General features: G+C 45.7%; 15 protein-coding genes. 14 read left to right on the plus strand and 1 reads right to left on the minus strand.

Going from position 1 to position 15986, the window contains the following annotated elements; translation table 11 throughout:
* Positions 1-129 precede the first annotated feature (129 nt).
* Positions 130-1371: a hypothetical protein gene (locus IPJ71_16150; GenBank protein ID MBK7845189.1), complete on the minus strand. Its 1242-nt coding sequence runs from the start codon at positions 1369-1371 to the stop codon at positions 130-132.
* A 320-nt stretch (positions 1372-1691) separates the two neighbouring features.
* On the opposite strand from IPJ71_16150, the gene galU reads away from it, so the two are divergent.
* The 14 genes from galU (at position 1692) to IPJ71_16220 (ending at position 15981) form a co-directional block, all read left to right on the plus strand.
* Positions 1692-2582 carry a UTP--glucose-1-phosphate uridylyltransferase GalU gene (gene galU, locus IPJ71_16155; GenBank protein ID MBK7845190.1) on the plus strand — a complete coding sequence of 297 codons (891 nt, stop codon included), beginning with the start codon at positions 1692-1694 and terminating at the stop codon, positions 2580-2582.
* Between the two features lie 8 nt (positions 2583-2590).
* Entirely contained in the window at positions 2591-3460 is an 870-nt protein-coding gene (locus tag IPJ71_16160) for a hypothetical protein (protein ID MBK7845191.1), read from the plus strand.
* A gap of 7 nt (positions 3461-3467) precedes the next feature.
* The gene (gene priA, locus IPJ71_16165; protein ID MBK7845192.1) at positions 3468-5504 is read left to right on the plus strand and encodes a primosomal protein N'; all 2037 of its coding nucleotides are present in this window, start codon (positions 3468-3470) and stop codon (positions 5502-5504) included.
* Between the two features lie 139 nt (positions 5505-5643).
* The gene (locus tag IPJ71_16170; GenBank protein ID MBK7845193.1) at positions 5644-6423 is read left to right on the plus strand and encodes a hypothetical protein; all 780 of its coding nucleotides are present in this window, start codon (positions 5644-5646) and stop codon (positions 6421-6423) included.
* A gap of 33 nt (positions 6424-6456) precedes the next feature.
* The gene (locus IPJ71_16175; protein MBK7845194.1) at positions 6457-7590 is read left to right on the plus strand and encodes an NAD(P)-binding protein; all 1134 of its coding nucleotides are present in this window, start codon (positions 6457-6459) and stop codon (positions 7588-7590) included.
* A gap of 201 nt (positions 7591-7791) precedes the next feature.
* Positions 7792-8718, plus strand: a complete 927-nt coding sequence (rpsB, locus tag IPJ71_16180; GenBank protein MBK7845195.1) for a 30S ribosomal protein S2 — start codon at positions 7792-7794, stop codon at positions 8716-8718.
* Positions 8719-8855: 137 nt separating this feature from the next.
* The gene (gene tsf / locus IPJ71_16185) at positions 8856-9506 is read left to right on the plus strand and encodes a translation elongation factor Ts (GenBank protein MBK7845196.1); all 651 of its coding nucleotides are present in this window, start codon (positions 8856-8858) and stop codon (positions 9504-9506) included.
* A gap of 4 nt (positions 9507-9510) precedes the next feature.
* Positions 9511-10221 (plus strand): UMP kinase, encoded by a 711-nt coding sequence (locus tag IPJ71_16190; protein MBK7845197.1) that lies wholly within the window; start codon positions 9511-9513, stop codon positions 10219-10221.
* 14 nt (positions 10222-10235) lie between these two features.
* A complete protein-coding gene (gene frr, locus IPJ71_16195) occupies positions 10236-10793 on the plus strand; it encodes a ribosome recycling factor (GenBank protein ID MBK7845198.1) in 558 nt (185 codons plus the stop codon).
* A 3-nt stretch (positions 10794-10796) separates the two neighbouring features.
* On the plus strand, positions 10797-11579 hold the full coding sequence (gene uppS / locus IPJ71_16200; protein MBK7845199.1) for a di-trans,poly-cis-decaprenylcistransferase: 783 nt from the start codon (positions 10797-10799) through the stop codon (positions 11577-11579).
* Positions 11580-12413 carry a phosphatidate cytidylyltransferase gene (locus IPJ71_16205; GenBank protein ID MBK7845200.1) on the plus strand — a complete coding sequence of 278 codons (834 nt, stop codon included), beginning with the start codon at positions 11580-11582 and terminating at the stop codon, positions 12411-12413.
* Between the two features lie 135 nt (positions 12414-12548).
* Positions 12549-14243 (plus strand): RIP metalloprotease RseP, encoded by a 1695-nt coding sequence (gene rseP, locus IPJ71_16210; protein MBK7845201.1) that lies wholly within the window; start codon positions 12549-12551, stop codon positions 14241-14243.
* A gap of 20 nt (positions 14244-14263) precedes the next feature.
* On the plus strand, positions 14264-14998 hold the full coding sequence (gene tsaB, locus IPJ71_16215) for a tRNA (adenosine(37)-N6)-threonylcarbamoyltransferase complex dimerization subunit type 1 TsaB (protein MBK7845202.1): 735 nt from the start codon (positions 14264-14266) through the stop codon (positions 14996-14998).
* Positions 14999-15006: 8 nt separating this feature from the next.
* Positions 15007-15981, plus strand: coding sequence for a P-loop NTPase (locus IPJ71_16220; protein MBK7845203.1), 975 nt, complete (start codon positions 15007-15009; stop codon positions 15979-15981).
* The last annotated feature ends 5 nt before the right edge of the window (positions 15982-15986 follow it).

Here is a 15986-nt window from a genome sequence, read left to right on the forward strand (position 1 = left end):
GAGTTCGGCTTGGTGCAGTGCTCACAGCGGGAGCGCTGCTGCCGGACGCATTTTTGAAGATCCTGAAATCCAGAGATTTAGTTCAGCCAGGGACCCTTGGAGTTTGGAACAACAATCAAGCGGGCCAGTTCATTGACGAGTGCAGACACTCACGTAATGAGGGCAAGAGAGTCCAGTGGTAGTGCAGTCGCCTCCATCATATTTGATGTTTATGGGTGTCTGAGTGGTTGAACGACCATAGCAGTTTCCATTGCTCTGTTTGGGAATGACACATCTATTACCCAAATCTACCCACCAATCTTCCGGACGCAGAACCCTACGTATCGCTTGTAAAGCGACACGATCTTTGTCGGATGGAGTCAGAGGATCGATTACACGAGTACATCGGACTTTGCCAATATCGAAACCGACATCCTCAGAGCGAGCGATAAGAAATTTATACTCCGTTGGACAGTCCCAGGGGCGCAAATTGCCTTCTGTTGGACTTCTTCTCAATAAATCCACTTCTTGAACACTATTGATCACGCGATGGATTCCACGAGTAAAAATCGGATAAGGCGTAGTGTTATTGCTGTTTAAGCTATTCCCAAGCCCCATACTGAAATCAACCTGGTATCCCTTCCCAAATCCTCTCTTCCGATCGTTGGGATCTGGCGAACGAGCAATAACCCCGTTTGCCTGCAAATCACCGGTATAAGTGAGAGTCAATAATCCTGCATCGCGCAAATTGTCACGAAGGGAAGCCGCAGAGACCTCCGAATCCAAAAACCGCACTGCGGCCTCGACCTTCCGGCCGGTCAGGCCCGAAATTCCCGAAAAATAACTGATTCGCTCATCCTCTCCTAAGCTCACGAGCCTTTCGGCGATAAGAGGACTGTCAAGGGGTGCTAAAATATTTGCAAAATCCTTATTTTCCTGAAGGCTCGAACCCGATGCTAAGACCGCCTGAATATCGTTTCGTTGTCGAATCGCAAACTGCAGGCTTGCTCCCGTATTCTTTTCGCTCTGGCTGAGACTATCAGCTCGTTGACCTGCAGTAAAATTCTTTGTTGCAGTCTGATACTCGGTAGTTAAGCGAATACCAGAACCTATTCCATATGCTCCCGCCTTGAACGTAAAAAAGGCGCGAGGATCAAAATCCGACTCCAGTCCGGAACAGGACATGTAGGCCAAGGTGTCTATTTCTGTGTCAAAGGCAAAGGGCAACTGACTGTTGTAACTCAAGGAATCTGAGTTAGCGATGTCCAAAGGATCGGCGCAATTCTGAAAACCAAACATCAAAGAAATGGCTAGACCGCACCAAATAAGTACCCGATTCAAAATCGCCACCTCGAATTTTCTCACTTTGATCCCACCTGGACCCATTTTCATTGTACCTCTACCAACTTAGCTATCAATGAAAGGAGCACTTCTCGTGCCTAATTCCATTGAAAAGAACAAGCAAATGGAGGCTCAAATCTATCCATTAACCACCTGAAAAAACTAATCTATGTCCATTCCGGTAATATCCACTGATCAAAACAAGCCTGTCTACTTCCTGTTCAGCGACCACCCCCTAGACAGTCAATCCCATTTGAAGTAGTGCTCATTTTAAAAATTCTCTAAATGAAACAGATCTTAAATTGGAGGGAGGGCCCCGCCAAATACCCCTTATTCTTGCCAAGCCACGAAGGCTGTGGTTACTTCTCTCTATGCCAAACACTGTAAAGATTGCTGTGATTCCAACGGCAGGGCTCGGAACCCGTTTCCTCCCGGCATCCAAGGCAATTCCTAAGGAACTATTTCCAATTATTGATCGGCCTATTTTGCTTTACGTTGTAGAGGAAGCGGTTCGTTCAGGAATTGAAAATATTGTCCTGGTAAATGGCAGAGGAAAAGCGGCGATTGAAGATTTTTTCGATACCTCATACGAGCTAGAAGATCGTCTTATTAAGACCGGAAAGGAAAATTGGTTTGAAGAGATTCAAAGAATTAAGTCCCTCGCTAACATCATCAGCATTCGCCAAAAGAAAGCAGAAGGGCTTGGTCATGCTGTTCTCGCTAGTCAACCCATCATAGGAAGAGCTCCATTCGCAGTTCTACTGGGTGACGAATTGATGATTAATTCCAAAACTGAAACTCCTGCCATCGGTCAGTTGATGAATCATTTTGAAGACACCCGCATTTCCACCGTGGCCGTGATGGAGGTCGAAAAGTCTGAAACTGAAAAATATGGAATCATCGGCCATTCTGGTCAAATTGATGGAAAATTTAAAGTGGACTTTGTGACTGAAAAGCCGCGTCCAGAAAACGCCCCTTCACCTCTCGCCCTACCTGGCCGGTATGTATTCTCCGCCTCAATATTTTCTCTCCTTCAAAATCTTTCTCCTGGAATGGGTGGAGAAATCCAATTAACCGACGCAATGACCGACTTGGCGAAATCCGAGGGCCTCTTCGCTATGAAAGTCCATGCACAAAGATATGATGCGGGAGACAAGCTCGGCTATTTAAAGGCAAATATTGAGCTTGGGTTAAAACATAACGAAATTGGGGAGCCACTTCGAGACTATTTGATCGAACTCGCCAGGAAATTGTCCTCATGAGGAATATCATGAACTGTCCCAAACGCCTTCAATTCCTTTTTTTTGTTCTCTTCATCTCTTTCGCGGAACAAGGCTGGGCTTATATACCTAACCTTAAAATGATCCTTTCGCGCACTGCCGAAAATCACGGCCACGGCATCTACCGAATTGAACAAGAGGTTTCATTTCAGGAAGGTGAGGAAACTTTCGTTGTGCGAGAAGTTTGGTTAGTGAAGGATTCCCAGCAGATGCGCCTCGAAGCCAGGGGTCGCAAGAAGGCAGAGAACCTTTCTTATACCTTTATTTACGATGGACAAAACCGCTACTCGGTGGATTCAAATGGCATCCGAAAGTCATCCCGTCCCTCCGACAACTGGTTTGAACCCTATTTGTATTTTCGTTTTCAAAAGCATATTCGTCCTCGGATGGTTTCTGAGAGAATTATTCCACCAGATGCGTTGGAGGAAAAGCTTCCACCTACCGATCCCACGAAAAGCCGAATCAAACAGGATTTTGTGCGACTCTCAAGGGTCGGTGGTGTCATCACTTATGGTATCGGCCAGGCTCCACTATCAGCTGATTCAGCCTCCCGACCTGGGCTTTGGATCGAGCAGGACATATTTAATGTTCGGAAAATAAGGCTGCCATCTCAATATGTCATCTCCGCTGATGAATATTCCATTTTTGCTAATCGATTTGCTTTGGCAGCCAAACAAACTGTCCGGTGGGACGACAAGCTGGCCCAAATTAGAGTCATTAGCGTAAAGTCATTACCAAATACCAAGGAAGTTTTGAAACTTTTTGAAGCCTCGAGTCTCGATTTTGGCAAGGATCCTAATATCGCAAGTAAATCTTCAGACATTGGCACTATAGATAATTTCTATAGCCGGTTTCGATAAAAGCCACATGGAAAATATAAAACCTGAGTCTCACTGTTTGGTCGCAGTCGATGCTCCTCTCCCTCCTCTCACTTATTCCGTTGATTCCAGCCTCGCCGAAATGCCGTCTCGAGGCCAGCACGTTACAATACCTCTAGGGAAACGCTCCGTTTCCGGTGTTATTCTTGGCTCTGCGGCCAAATTAAATTCGGACAAATTCAAAATCAAAAATATCCAATCTGTGGTCGAAACACTCCCTCCAATTCCAGAGCCCACTCTTAAATGGATTGAGTGGCTATCAAAATATTATTTTTTTCCTGTTGGGCAAATTGCAGCACTGTGCTCTCCACCACTCAATAAGCTGGGCCGTGGATCAAGAAAGAAATCCCCCGTGCCGGAAAACTCAGAAGATATGCTGTTGGAGTTGACGAGCGAACAGCAAAAGGTGACTCATGCAATAGGGCTCAATCAGGGATTCCATGTGCACTTGCTTCATGGTGTCACAGGTTCGGGAAAGACAGAAGTCTACCTTCAACTATTGTCAAAGATTCTGGATGCTGGGAAGAAGGGTCTTGTCCTTGTTCCTGAGATATCCTTGACACCACAACTATTGAGAAGATTTGCCGCGCGCTTCCCAGGTCGTGTAGCAGTAATTCATTCCCATTTGACAAAACGCGAGCGCACCGAACAGTGGTGGAGCATCATTTCAGGACAAAAGAAGATCCTTGTGGGCGCTCGTTCAGCTCTTTTTTGTCCCATTCATGATTTGGGAATTATCATCGTCGATGAAGAACATGAGGGCAGCTTCAAACAGGATGATTCCCTTAAATATCAAGCGAGAGATGCAAGCATCATGTTGGCCCGATACCACGATTGCCCAATTGTTTTAGGGAGTGCCACGCCAAGTCTCGAATCTTGGCAAAACGCCCTCAGTGGACGCTATTCACTGCATTCATTGAGTAAAAGAGTCGCCGAGCGATCTATGCCCCTTATCGAAATTATCGACATGAAAAAGGAGCGTGAACAGAGGCGATCTCATGAGAATCGAGGCCATCTGCCGTTTTGGTTAAGTCATAGATTGCATGAATCGCTGACTCAGTGTTTTGAACAGAGTGATCAGGCGGCGCTTTTTTTAAATCGCAGAGGAATCGCTCAAACTGTATTTTGTCCCTCTTGCGGTATCACCTACGAATGTCCTAACTGTTCCATCTCTCTCACTCTTCACGGGACAAATCATCTTGTCTGTCACTATTGTGACTATCACGAAAAGCTTTTTGACCACTGCAAGAAATGTGGTTCACTTGATATCGGTCCTCTTGGCTTGGGGACAGAACTCATTGAACACGACGTTCGTCTGCTTTTTCCTCAAATAAAGGTGGCGAGAGCTGACCGAGATGAAATTCAGAGTCGACAAGATCTCGAGAATATTATTTTTTCATTTGAGAAGGGTCAGGTCAATCTCTTGATCGGCACCCAAATGATTGCCAAAGGCCTGGATTTCAAGGGACTAAATCTCGTGGGGCTGGTCATGGCCGATGTCGGTTTTAACCTCCCAGATTTTCGAGCCTCAGAGAGAAGTTTTCAGCTACTGCTGCAGATGGGGGGAAGAGCAGGAAGACATTCAGATCTTCCGGGCAGAGTCATTATTCAAACCTACAACCCCAGCCATCCGAGTATTGTTCACGCCATCAAAAGCGATTTTCACCAATTTGCTCAGGAGGAGCTCCTGGTGCGAAGTTCACTTCATTATCCACCTTTCAGTCGACTGGCATCCTTTCGAATCCAAGGCAACAGCCTGGAAGGAACAGAAGGCGTCTCCCAAGTTTTGGGAAGACGTTGCCAACTTCTTCGCGCGCAAAAACAGGCCTATAAGGCAATTGAAATTTTAGGTCCCGCACCTGCTCCCCTGGCAAAATTGCGTGGCAAACATCGATTCCAAGTCCTCATCAAAAGTCCAGAGGTGGCCTTGTTGAGTGCTTTTTGCAAACAAGTTCTGAGCGACGAAAGTTGGGTCCAGAGGGGAGTAAAAATTCAAATTGATATCGATCCCGTCAATTTGCTCTGATTGAATTCTCCCTTTCCTTCCCGCTCAAAAATCTTATAGAATTAAATCAAGAACTCAACAAATCGAGATTCCTATTAGCACTGATGCTTGCCCAAGATGTGGATCACCGAGTGACGAGCTTTTCAGAATTGAGCCCGGCATGCGGCTTGCTTTGTCTTCAGATTCAAGGGGAGAACAGATTCCGGAATCAGCTTGCCCAGGTTGCTATGAAGAGCTCACCCGAAGAGTTTCCAAAGGCGTTAAGTTGCGTATGGAAGCTCAAGCACGTGAGCAAAATCGAGCGGTGCTCTGGAAAAGCCGCGTTGGCCTCGTGAAACAGGCTCGCCAATTGATGCATCAGAAGGCCTACTCAGAAGCTGCCGTTTCTTATGAAAAGTATTTGCGCATAGTCGAGATTGTTTTCCAGAAAAAAATGGGGGAACTAAGTCCTGATGTTTTCAACAATTCCAAAAGATCAAAAGAGGTCACTGTCATAACTTCTGTCTATTGGGATTTACTCCGAATTTACGACATGAGCCCACGATATGGAGATCGGCAAAAACGCACGGCAAATAAATTGGCTGAATTCATCAAATATAGCACGATTTTTCCAGACATCATAAAACGAGCCGAGGCGTTCTCTCGATCAGCCAAAAATCCCGAAATCATCAGACAGTTTCTTCGCGCCTCAGGGGGATTGCGTGGAGCCTGCTTTGTTGCGACAGCAGTTTTTGATGATGCTCATTGCTCTGAAGTTATTTTACTCCGTCGCTACCGTGATGAGGTCCTTCGTGAAAGTCCCTTTGGGCGAAGGTTCATTTATTATTACTACCGCCTCTCCCCTCCCTTGGCTAAATTTGTCAAAGCATCACCTCGGTTGAAAAAATGTCTTAGGGGTCCTATTCGCTTTTGTGCGGAGCGACTTTATAAAAATCCTTGAATTGATAACCCGCCTCAGCGAGTTTAGGACTCTATGGCAACAGCAACAAATTCCCAGCTCTACGATTTTATTATCATAGGCGGTGACCTGTCCGGTTTGCTAATTGCACAGGCTCTTGAATTTGGTGGATTGAAAGTGGGTCTCATTGATGAAAATGAAACCATGGGCGGATCTTTTCGCCCATTTGATGTCAACGGTCAAAATTTCGAATCAAATCTTGGAATTATCAAGTCTTCCCCCGAGGCCGACCTTTTATTGAAGTGGTTGGAAGACCAACTCGGAAAGCCAGTGATTGGCCCAAAGCTCGAGATTTCGCCCCTTACTTTTGAGGGCGGAACCTTGAAAACCTTTATGGGGTTTGGAGATCGCAAATTTGACTCTCTTGAAATCCTGAACCAGTACAATCAAAACTGCCTCATTGAACTCAAGAGCCAGCCGGATGAGTGGATTAAGTACTTGGCCGAGACATTCATTGAAGAAAGAATCCCGCAGTCCATCGTGACAAAACTGAATGCGACAAACAATTCGATGGAAGTGACCATCAATGGCGCGCGAACCCTGATCGCAGAAAAAGTCATCTATACCCCTGTCGCGAAGCACCTCCTAGCGCTCTTTCCCGAAAATCAACTTTCCAATCGCTTGCGTCAGCGTCTTGCAAAATCACGCCTCTACACTTCGGTAAATTTGCATTGCTTGCATAAGGAAAGCGCTTTTACTGCATCGTCAGCACTCCATTTCCTTTATGGGGCAAAAGATGAATTTGAGCCCACCTTGGGGCGATTTTTCAAGGCCCGCTATGAATTTTCTGGCCAAACCTCAGTTTGGATGGGGCTTCTCAACACTGACCTCGCTGAAGATTCAGAGGCGATAGCTAATCTGTTGAGAGAAATGAAAAAGCAAATTAAGAGGGCCTATCCCGAATTTTTCGAAAATCTTTCTGCTGAGAAAATTGTTGTCAATGAAGGCAGCCATGGAGTCATAGATCTCGGGTTGAAAGTTCCGGGTATCGTTCCTGAGCAGCCCAACCTCTTTCTTGCCAATCACACCCAGACGGGTCTTCCGCCTTTGCTGGGTTCAATTATGGTGGCTCGCCTTGCGCTAGAATGGGCCTTGGGCTCCGAATCGGGACTAGGGGCAGAATCTCCGCAAGGTGGTTTCTCTAATTAGTTCGGTAAGTTGTCTCTTTCGATGTGACCGCTGCCCACGCCAGAGTGGGACTCGCTATAGCCCCTTCAGGCTATTTACAGGCTCCTATTGCCCTACCACGCTGCTTATGCTAACAGTAACCAGATTTTTTAACTACACACCTCCTCGTATCTTTGGTCCCAAGTGGCAGTGGGGAGGGCGGCATAACCAGAGAGGATATCTATGGCCAATCTTACAATGAAAGAAATGCTCGACGCAGGTGTTCATTTCGGACATCAGACTCAGCGTTGGAACCCAAAAATGAAACCCTACGTCTATACTGATAGGGGCGGAATCCACATTATAGACCTGCAAAAGTCAGTTGGACTCGCCCGGAGAGCTGCTGAGTTTGTTAAATCAGTGGGCGCAAATGGGGGAAAATTGATTTTCGTAGGAACAAAAAAACAGGCTGTTGAGCCCATTAAGGAAGCCGCTGCTCTTTGTGGACAATATCATGTGACTAAACGCTGGCTCGGGGGAATGCTCACAAATTTTCAGACAATTAAATCAAGTATCGATCGACTCAAAAAAATTGATCGCATGCGAGAGAAAGGTGAGCTTGATTTTTTCTCCAAGAAGGAGCGTGCCCGAATAGAGAAGGACTATCTTCGTCTTTTGGAATATTTGGACGGTATCCGTGAAATGAAGGACTCCCCCTCGGCAATGTTTGTCGTAGATCTCAACAAGGAACATATCGCAGTAAAAGAAGCTCGTCGGCTTGGTATTCCTGTTATCGGTATTGCGGACACCAATGTAGATCCAAATGAAGTTGATTACCCCATTCCCGGCAACGACGACGCAATTCGCTCAATTAAGCTCTTTTCAAATATGGTAGCTGAGTCCTTTCTCGAGGGCGTCAAGCTTTGGGAAGAAAAACTTCGTTCGACTGCTGACAAATCCGCAGCTGCTCCAGAGAAGGCTACGGCGTCAGCACCCACTGCTACTCCGATAAAGGATACTTCTCCTTCTTCTGATGGCGGACCATCTGTTGTAAAAGTCAGTCGTGGACGTAAGCTTGTCGCTGCCGGTCTTGCTGATGAAGTCGAAATTGCAGCCGAGTTGGAAATTGCACCCGAAGAGACCGTTGTTCCTGAAAGCACAGAAGAATAGATACGCGTAGCCTGAGCCTTTGGGCTGGGGCAGAGCGAAAATTAGGTCCTCCTATTATCTGCCCCGAATGGGAGGATCCCGTTTTTAGAATTGATTAGAAATTTTAGGTATAAAATATTGAAAAGAGGATAGCTATTATGACAATCAGTGCTTCTCAAGTAAAGGATCTCCGCGAAAAAACGAGCGCGGGCATGATGGACTGTAAAAAGGCCCTCGAAGAATCGCAAGGTGATTTTGAGAAGGCCGTGGAATGGCTTCGAGTGAAGGGCCTCAGTAAGGCTGCAAAGAAATCTGGTCGGCTTGCAGCTGAAGGTCTCGTATCTTCTTATATACATGCGGGAGGCCGTATCGGTGTCCTTGTAGAAATCAATTCTGAAACTGATTTTGTGGCACGCAACGAAGAATTTCAGAAATTTGTGAATGATGTGGCTATGCACATCGCTGCAATGGCGCCATGCTTCGTTCGCGAGGAAGAAATTCCCGAGGAAGTTAAAAATAAGGAGCGAGAAGTACTCATAAATAAGGCCCTTGAAGAGGGTAAAAAGCGCGAATTCCTGGATAAAATCATTGATGGCCAGATGAAAAAGTGGGCGGCAGAGTCGTGTTTGATGGGACAAAAATTTGTCAAAAATCCGGACATCACTATCCTCCAGCATCTGCAAGAAACCATCTCCCGAATTGGTGAAAACATCGTCATTCGTCGATTCGCTCGCTACGAATTAGGCGAAGGTTTAGAAAAACGGTCAGAAAATTTCGCTGAAGAGGTCGCGGCGCAACTGAAAGGGTAACAGATTGGCTAAGAGCAAGTATCGAAGAGTCTTGTTGAAACTTAGCGGCGAAGCTCTCGCTAGCAAAAGTAATTCGATAGATCTTGAAATTATCGAGAGAGTTGCAGCTGACGTCTCTGAGGCCGCCTCGCTCGGGGTACAGATTGGAATAGTGATTGGCGGCGGGAATATTTTCAGAGGCGTTGCGGCTTCGGCTCGTGGTATGGATCGGGCCAGCTCGGATTATATGGGTATGCTCGCCACCGTCATCAATGGATTAGCTGTCCAGAACGTCTTCGAAAAGCACAATCTTTCTACGCGTGTACAGACAGCTATCGGAATGGCTGAAATCGCAGAGCCCTATATCCGTCGACGTGCCATTCGCCATTTGGAAAAAGAGCGCGTCGTTATTTTTGTTGCCGGTACCGGAAATCCTTACTTTACAACCGATACGGCTGCGGCCCTGCGTGCAATGGAAATTAATGCGGACGTCATCTTGAAGGCAACAAAAGTAGATGGAATATACGATAAAGATCCTGTAACTCATTCAGATGCCACAAAGTTCGATAAGATCAGTTATATGGATGTCCTGAAAAAGGGCCTGAAAGTTATGGATTCTACTGCAATTAGTCTCTGCATGGACAACAAATTGCCGATAGTTTGCTTTAATTTGCTTACTCCTAATAGTATTACTCGAGTGATATCTGGTGAGAACATTGGAACAACTGTCTTTTAGAATTGGGGGGAAACATGGTTGAAAATATTGTTAAATCTACCAAAGACCAGATGGAAAAGTCTCTTTTGGCTTTGGCTGGCGAATTAAAAAAGGTGAGAACTGGCCGAGCTCAGGTGTCAATGTTGGATGTTGTGAAGGTCAACTACTACGGCAGCGCCACTCCGCTCAATCAGGTAGCTGCGGTCTCTTGTCCAGACGGAAAATCCTTTTTAATTCAACCCTGGGAGGCATCAACTCTCAAAGAAGTTGAAGCCTCAATTATTAAGAGCGATCTAGGAATGAGTCCTCAAAATGATGGAAAAGTCATCCGCCTTCGACTTCCTGATTTGACGGAAGCCCGTCGCAAGGAATTAGTAAAGACTATCAAAAAGATTGTTGAGGATGCCAGGGTGGCTGTGCGAATGGCAAGACGTGATGCCAATGAATCTGTAAAGAAGGCCGCCAAGGATAAAGTAATCAGCGAGGATGAGCAGAAACGCCTCGAAGGAGAAATACAAAAATTGACTGATGGATATGTCGATAAAATTGACAAGATATCCGATGAAAAAGAGAAAGAACTCATGACAATCTAGTCAATGATAGAAAATCTGGAGCCCTTTAAAGTGACCCCGCCGATACACATCGCAATAATTATGGACGGAAATGGCCGTTGGGCCAATGCCCATGGACATCATCGTTTTTTTGGGCATGTTCGGGGAGCTCGGGTAGCTAAGAGCATTATTGAGGCTTGCTCATTTCGGCGGGTTAAATTTCTTACGCTTTTTGCTTTTAGCAGTGAAAATTGGCTCAGACCAAAAGACGAAGTCAGCCTCCTGATGAAATTGTTATTTAGCCGGCTCAATCGTGAGCGAGCTGGATTGGTTCGAAATAATATTAAATTCAAATGTATTGGCGATCTAGATCGGCTCCCTGCAAAGGTAAAGGAGGCCGTTAACCAGACGATCTCTGAAACTGATCATTGCACGGGAATGACTTTGATTTTTGCATTGAGCTATGGAGGTCGGCAAGAAATTGCTAACGCAGCGAAGAGAATCGCCTTCCTTGTCGGCTCCGGAAAATTGCGCCCCGAGGATGTCAATGAGGAGCTCTTTCACTCTCAGCTAGAATCTTCGGAAATTCCCGACCCAGATCTCATCATTCGCACAAGCGGAGAATCGCGCCTCTCGAATTTCTATTTATGGCAATCAGCCTATAGCGAATTCATGGTTTTTCCCAAAATGTGGCCAGAATTTACGCGGAATGATTTAGATCTCGCAATTGAATCATTTAATCTCAAAGAACGTCGCTTTGGTAAGACCAGTGAACAGTTAGGCTCAAGTCCCCAGACTTCATCCCGCAGTTTAAAAGGCGAAGTTTAAGTGAGTTCCAACTTTATGGGGCTCCAAACGAGAATTCTCTCAGCTTTGGTAGCGGTAGGCTCCCTTGTCGCTATTGCTTTTTACGGAGGTCCACCAGGAATCGCAGTTATCTCCCTTGGGATTGTCATGCTGGGCTGTTATGAATTTACCAAAATTGGCTTTCCTCCAGATGAGAAACTTCCACCATTTTTAAAAGGCCTGTTTCTTGGGAGTTGCTTCGGTTTTATCGCCATAGCAATGCTCCTCGAACCTATTGCAGGCCTGGCAACTCTCGCTTTGACGTCGATGATCCTTTTCTCCTGCTTATTGAGTGCACTTCACAAAACTGTCCCGCTGGAAGTGATTCGGAAACTCTCGTCCTCCCTCATTTTAGGTTTGGTTTACACAGGTTTACTGCCGATTTTTGCACTTAAACTCCTGTTTCTTCCTGATGGGCTCAAATGGTTTTCGCTCATGCTTGTTGTGGTTTTTTCCGGAGATACCTTTGCCTATTTCGTTGGACTTTGCTTTGGCAAGCGCAAGCTGATGTCTTCAGTTTCCCCTAAAAAAACAGTTGCCGGGGCCTGGGGAGGACTTTTGGGGTCTGGACTTGTCGCTTGGCTGGCGGGAACTTACTTTGTTGATGAGCACTCGCTTGTTCTGTTTATCACGGGTTCTATTGCCAGCGGCTTCTTTGCTCAATTTGGAGATCTCTTTGAATCACTTCTCAAGCGTGTCAGTGGCCACAAGGATTCTGGCAGTATTATGCCAGGACACGGGGGTGTGCTTGATCGTTTGGATGGAATTTATTTTGCCTCCCCTATTTTCTTTCTTGTTGCTCAATACCTCAGCTAGGAAGCGCTGTGTTGAAGTGGTTTTTTCGGCACCTTAGGCGAGGTACCCCCTGAATTTCATTCCAAATCTGAGAATCTTTGGCTTTCTTGGCGGTTTTTGCTTTGGTGTCGCCGCTCCTCCCTTTAGAATACCGAAATGGATTTAATTCTTAATTGGTTACAATCGGGACTTTCTGCAATTGGGCCCTTTCTCATCTTATTGGGTCTTCTCATTTTCGTTCATGAGCTTGGCCATTTTTTGGTCGCTAAATGGTGCGGAGTAAGAGTAGAGGTTTTTAGTCTTGGATTTGGCAAGAAAATTTTGAAATTCAGTCGTGGGGAGACGACTTATTGCATCTCGATTGTGCCTCTTGGCGGTTATGTCAAAATGTACGGAGACGATCCGACTGCAGAAATACCCGAAAATGAAAAGTCCCGAGCCTTTCTATGCAAACCAGTCATTCAGAGAATCGCGATCGTTTTGGCGGGCCCTCTGATGAACTTTCTATTTGCCATTCCACTGTTTATGGCTGTGGGTCTCAAGGGCGAACTTGTCCCAGGGCCGCGATTAGGAGATGTTGAGCGAGAGAGTTCTGCCTTTCAGGCTGGATTTCGTTCAGGTGATAAAATTCTCTCGATGAACGAGGAAACCATTTCGTATTGGTCCCAGATCGCCAAAAAAATTGAAACCTCCGTTGACCGTGAAATTCAATTTAAGGTAGCCAGATTCAATAGCGGGGAGACGGTTTCACTTAAAGCTTCTCCGACTCTTGTACCCAACGATAATATACTGACTCTTGATACTCTCGTCCCAAGAATTCCCGGACTTGATCCGTCTGGACGCTCTTCAATGGTTGGAGTTTCATCTCCTCAGTCACCTGCTGCCCTCGCCGGATTAAAAACTTTTGATATCATCACCTCTATAAATGGCGTGAAGGTCAATGCCTTTTGGGAATTGGAACCCACCCTTCAGGCTCACAAAAATAGCGAGAAGTTAGAACTCGTGGTTCATCCTTATACAGCGAAAGCAAATGCTGAAAGTCGAACGGTAGTGCTAAACGATTTTCACACTCTGTCGAATTCCGCTGATGAATCCAAATCTCTGCTTGATGTGTTGGGACTCGAAGAATCTGATCTGTATCTCCTTCAGGTTAAGGAGAATTCTCCGGCTGCTCGAGCTGGCTTGAGGGACGGAGATAAAATCATCGGGCTCGATAAATCCCTTGTGGAGAAATGGGATCAGGTTCTCGCAAAGGTCAAGGCATTCAAGGCAGAGGACAAGGTCATTCATTTTTCAATTGCACGTGAGGGCAAGACAATCGATGTTGATATCGCGCCAGAAATGACTGAGGTCATGAATCGCCATCAGAAAGAAGAAAATCGCTTTACCGTTGGAATTATTCCGGCAATTCTGGAGTCCCCAGGAGAGCTCACCCTGTTTCGGGTAAGTTCTCCCGCAGAGGCCGTCTCTTATGGGTTTGAAAAGACCATCGATTGGACCAAAGCTATATCTGTTAGCTTTCTCAGAATCCTTACAGCCCAAGTTTCGCATAAAAATATCGGTGGGGTTATCACGATCGGCAGAGTGGCAAGTCAGACTTTCGAAATGGGTATTTCCGCATTTTTGCGAATGATGGCCATCATTTCCATCAATCTTTTTCTGATCAATCTTCTTCCCGTACCTATTTTGGATGGTGGACACTTGGTATTTTTTGTCATCGAAGCCCTTCGAGGAGCCCCCCTGAGCATGAGAAAAATGGAGATTGCCCAACAAGTTGGGCTTATCCTTCTCATTTCTCTCATGGTACTATCCCTTTTTAACGATATAACAAGCTTTGTGAAGTCTCCTTAGATCTGTTAACAAAGTGAGCTATGAAATTAGTACTAATTGCAGAGACAAGCTCTCCAAGTGGCGGGCTTTCGCTCCTTGAATGTTCAGACAAATATTTAGACGCTGTCGTCAGAGACTGCCAGCAATGGCAGCGCGAATCTTCACATAGCGAAGTTGTGACTGGGGCAGTTAGAATCCTGCTGGAGCGAAATGCCCTTCACCTGAGTGAAATTAGTCTTTTTGGGGTTGGTGTGGGTCCTGGGAGTTTTACGGGCATTAGAGTAGGAATCAACATGATGAGGGCATTTGCTTACTCCTTTCAGACTCCCCTTTTTGGGTATTCTAGCCTAGAAGCCCTGGCTTTAAGCACCCATCGACAAGATTTGCCCATCGTGTGTTTGGTCAATGCCTTTGGAAACATGATTTATGGAGCCTCTTACGCATGGACAGCAACAGGCTCTCTTCGAGAATTGGCATCTCCGCGTGCCCTGGGCCTAGATCAGGTCTCTCAGCTCTTCGATGGGCCCTCTCTCGTTGTAGGCAATGCCTATGATACCTATCAAAGATTTTTTCCCCACGGCCTGCTCAATCTCATGTTGCGTGAAACGCATCAGCCAGACGAGCCTCAAGTCCAGTTTTTTTCCCCTCGTTTGGATCTGCGAGCCAGACAAGAGGTCAAAAATGATTGGAAATCCGTTAAACCTCTTTATATTCGCGCGTCTGAAGCCGAAGAGAAGTTAAAGAAGGGTCTACTTAAACCCTTACCAAAGATTTGAGAAACTGAATGTCCGATGTTCGGGATAAAGACAAAGACAAAGTCTATTATTTGAGAGGAATGATGAATTCCGACTCTCGAATAATTTCAGTTGGAGGAGGCAAAGGAGGAGTTGGAAAGTCGTTTTTTAGCTCTGGCCTTGCTATCTTTATTGCGAACCTAGGATACGATACTCTTTTGATAGATTTAGATCTGGGGGCAGCCAATCTTCACACTTGCATCGGAGAAGACTCACCCCCGCATTCTATTCATGATTTTTTAACTGGCAAAATAGCAAATTTTGAAAGCCTCGCCGTTCAAACCGGCCATCAAAATCTCCGGTTTATCAGTGGATCTAACGACTCCTACGACATGGCAAACATCACTGAAGATCAGAAGACACTTCTGATGTCCTCTATTTTTCACACGAAGGCCGATTTCATCATTCTTGACCTGAGTGCAGGAACTCACTCTACCACCTTGGATTTGTTTTTGATGGCCACACACCAACTGATCACCGTAACGCCGGATCCTTCCAGCGTTGAAAATGCTTATAGATTTATCAAATCTGCATTTTTTAGAAAAATGAAGCGATTTGAGTTCCAATTAAATTTAGGTAACCTGATTGCACAACTCATGGCAAATAAATCCCATAACGGAATTCGCTCACCTGCCGATCTCCTTTTCTATGTTTCCAAACAGGATCCAGACAATGGCGAACGACTTCGAAATTTGATGGAGAGCATGAAAATTCAAATTGTTCTCAACCAAGTTCGCACAATGAGTGATGTTACTCTCGGTCCTTCTATAGAGAGCGTCTGCAGAAAATATTTTGGAATCAAAGCTCAATTTTTAGGACATATCGACTACGATAATGCAGTATGGCAGTCGCTTCGAAAAAAGAAACATCTCCTGCTAGAATATCCTCACAGCCGGATATATGCTCAAATGCTGGGAATTGCCCGAACAATCGTTGGTCCAAGAAAACAAAAAGCTGTGGTATAGAATAA

The organism is Bdellovibrionales bacterium (assembly GCA_016714165.1).
Lineage (GTDB): Bacteria > Bdellovibrionota > Bdellovibrionia > Bdellovibrionales > UBA1609 > JADJVA01.

Bases quoted from the DNA above. Each gene is read 5' to 3' on its own strand.
- rseP (MBK7845201.1), top strand. From the start codon at position 12,549: ATGGATTTAATTCTTAATTGGTTACAATCGGGACTTTCTGCAATTGGG.
- rpsB (MBK7845195.1), top strand. From the start codon at position 7,792: ATGGCCAATCTTACAATGAAAGAAATGCTCGACGCAGGTGTTCATTTC.
- IPJ71_16160 (MBK7845191.1), top strand. From the start codon at position 2,591: ATGAACTGTCCCAAACGCCTTCAATTCCTTTTTTTTGTTCTCTTCATC.
- IPJ71_16220 (MBK7845203.1), top strand. From the start codon at position 15,007: ATGTCCGATGTTCGGGATAAAGACAAAGACAAAGTCTATTATTTGAGA.
- priA (MBK7845192.1), top strand. From the start codon at position 3,468: ATGGAAAATATAAAACCTGAGTCTCACTGTTTGGTCGCAGTCGATGCT.
- tsf (MBK7845196.1), top strand. From the start codon at position 8,856: ATGACAATCAGTGCTTCTCAAGTAAAGGATCTCCGCGAAAAAACGAGC.
- uppS (MBK7845199.1), top strand. From the start codon at position 10,797: ATGATAGAAAATCTGGAGCCCTTTAAAGTGACCCCGCCGATACACATC.
- IPJ71_16175 (MBK7845194.1), top strand. From the start codon at position 6,457: ATGGCAACAGCAACAAATTCCCAGCTCTACGATTTTATTATCATAGGC.
- tsaB (MBK7845202.1), top strand. From the start codon at position 14,264: ATGAAATTAGTACTAATTGCAGAGACAAGCTCTCCAAGTGGCGGGCTT.
- IPJ71_16170 (MBK7845193.1), top strand. From the start codon at position 5,644: ATGCGGCTTGCTTTGTCTTCAGATTCAAGGGGAGAACAGATTCCGGAA.
- frr (MBK7845198.1), top strand. From the start codon at position 10,236: ATGGTTGAAAATATTGTTAAATCTACCAAAGACCAGATGGAAAAGTCT.
- IPJ71_16150 (MBK7845189.1), bottom strand. From the start codon at position 1,371: ATGAAAATGGGTCCAGGTGGGATCAAAGTGAGAAAATTCGAGGTGGCG.
- galU (MBK7845190.1), top strand. From the start codon at position 1,692: ATGCCAAACACTGTAAAGATTGCTGTGATTCCAACGGCAGGGCTCGGA.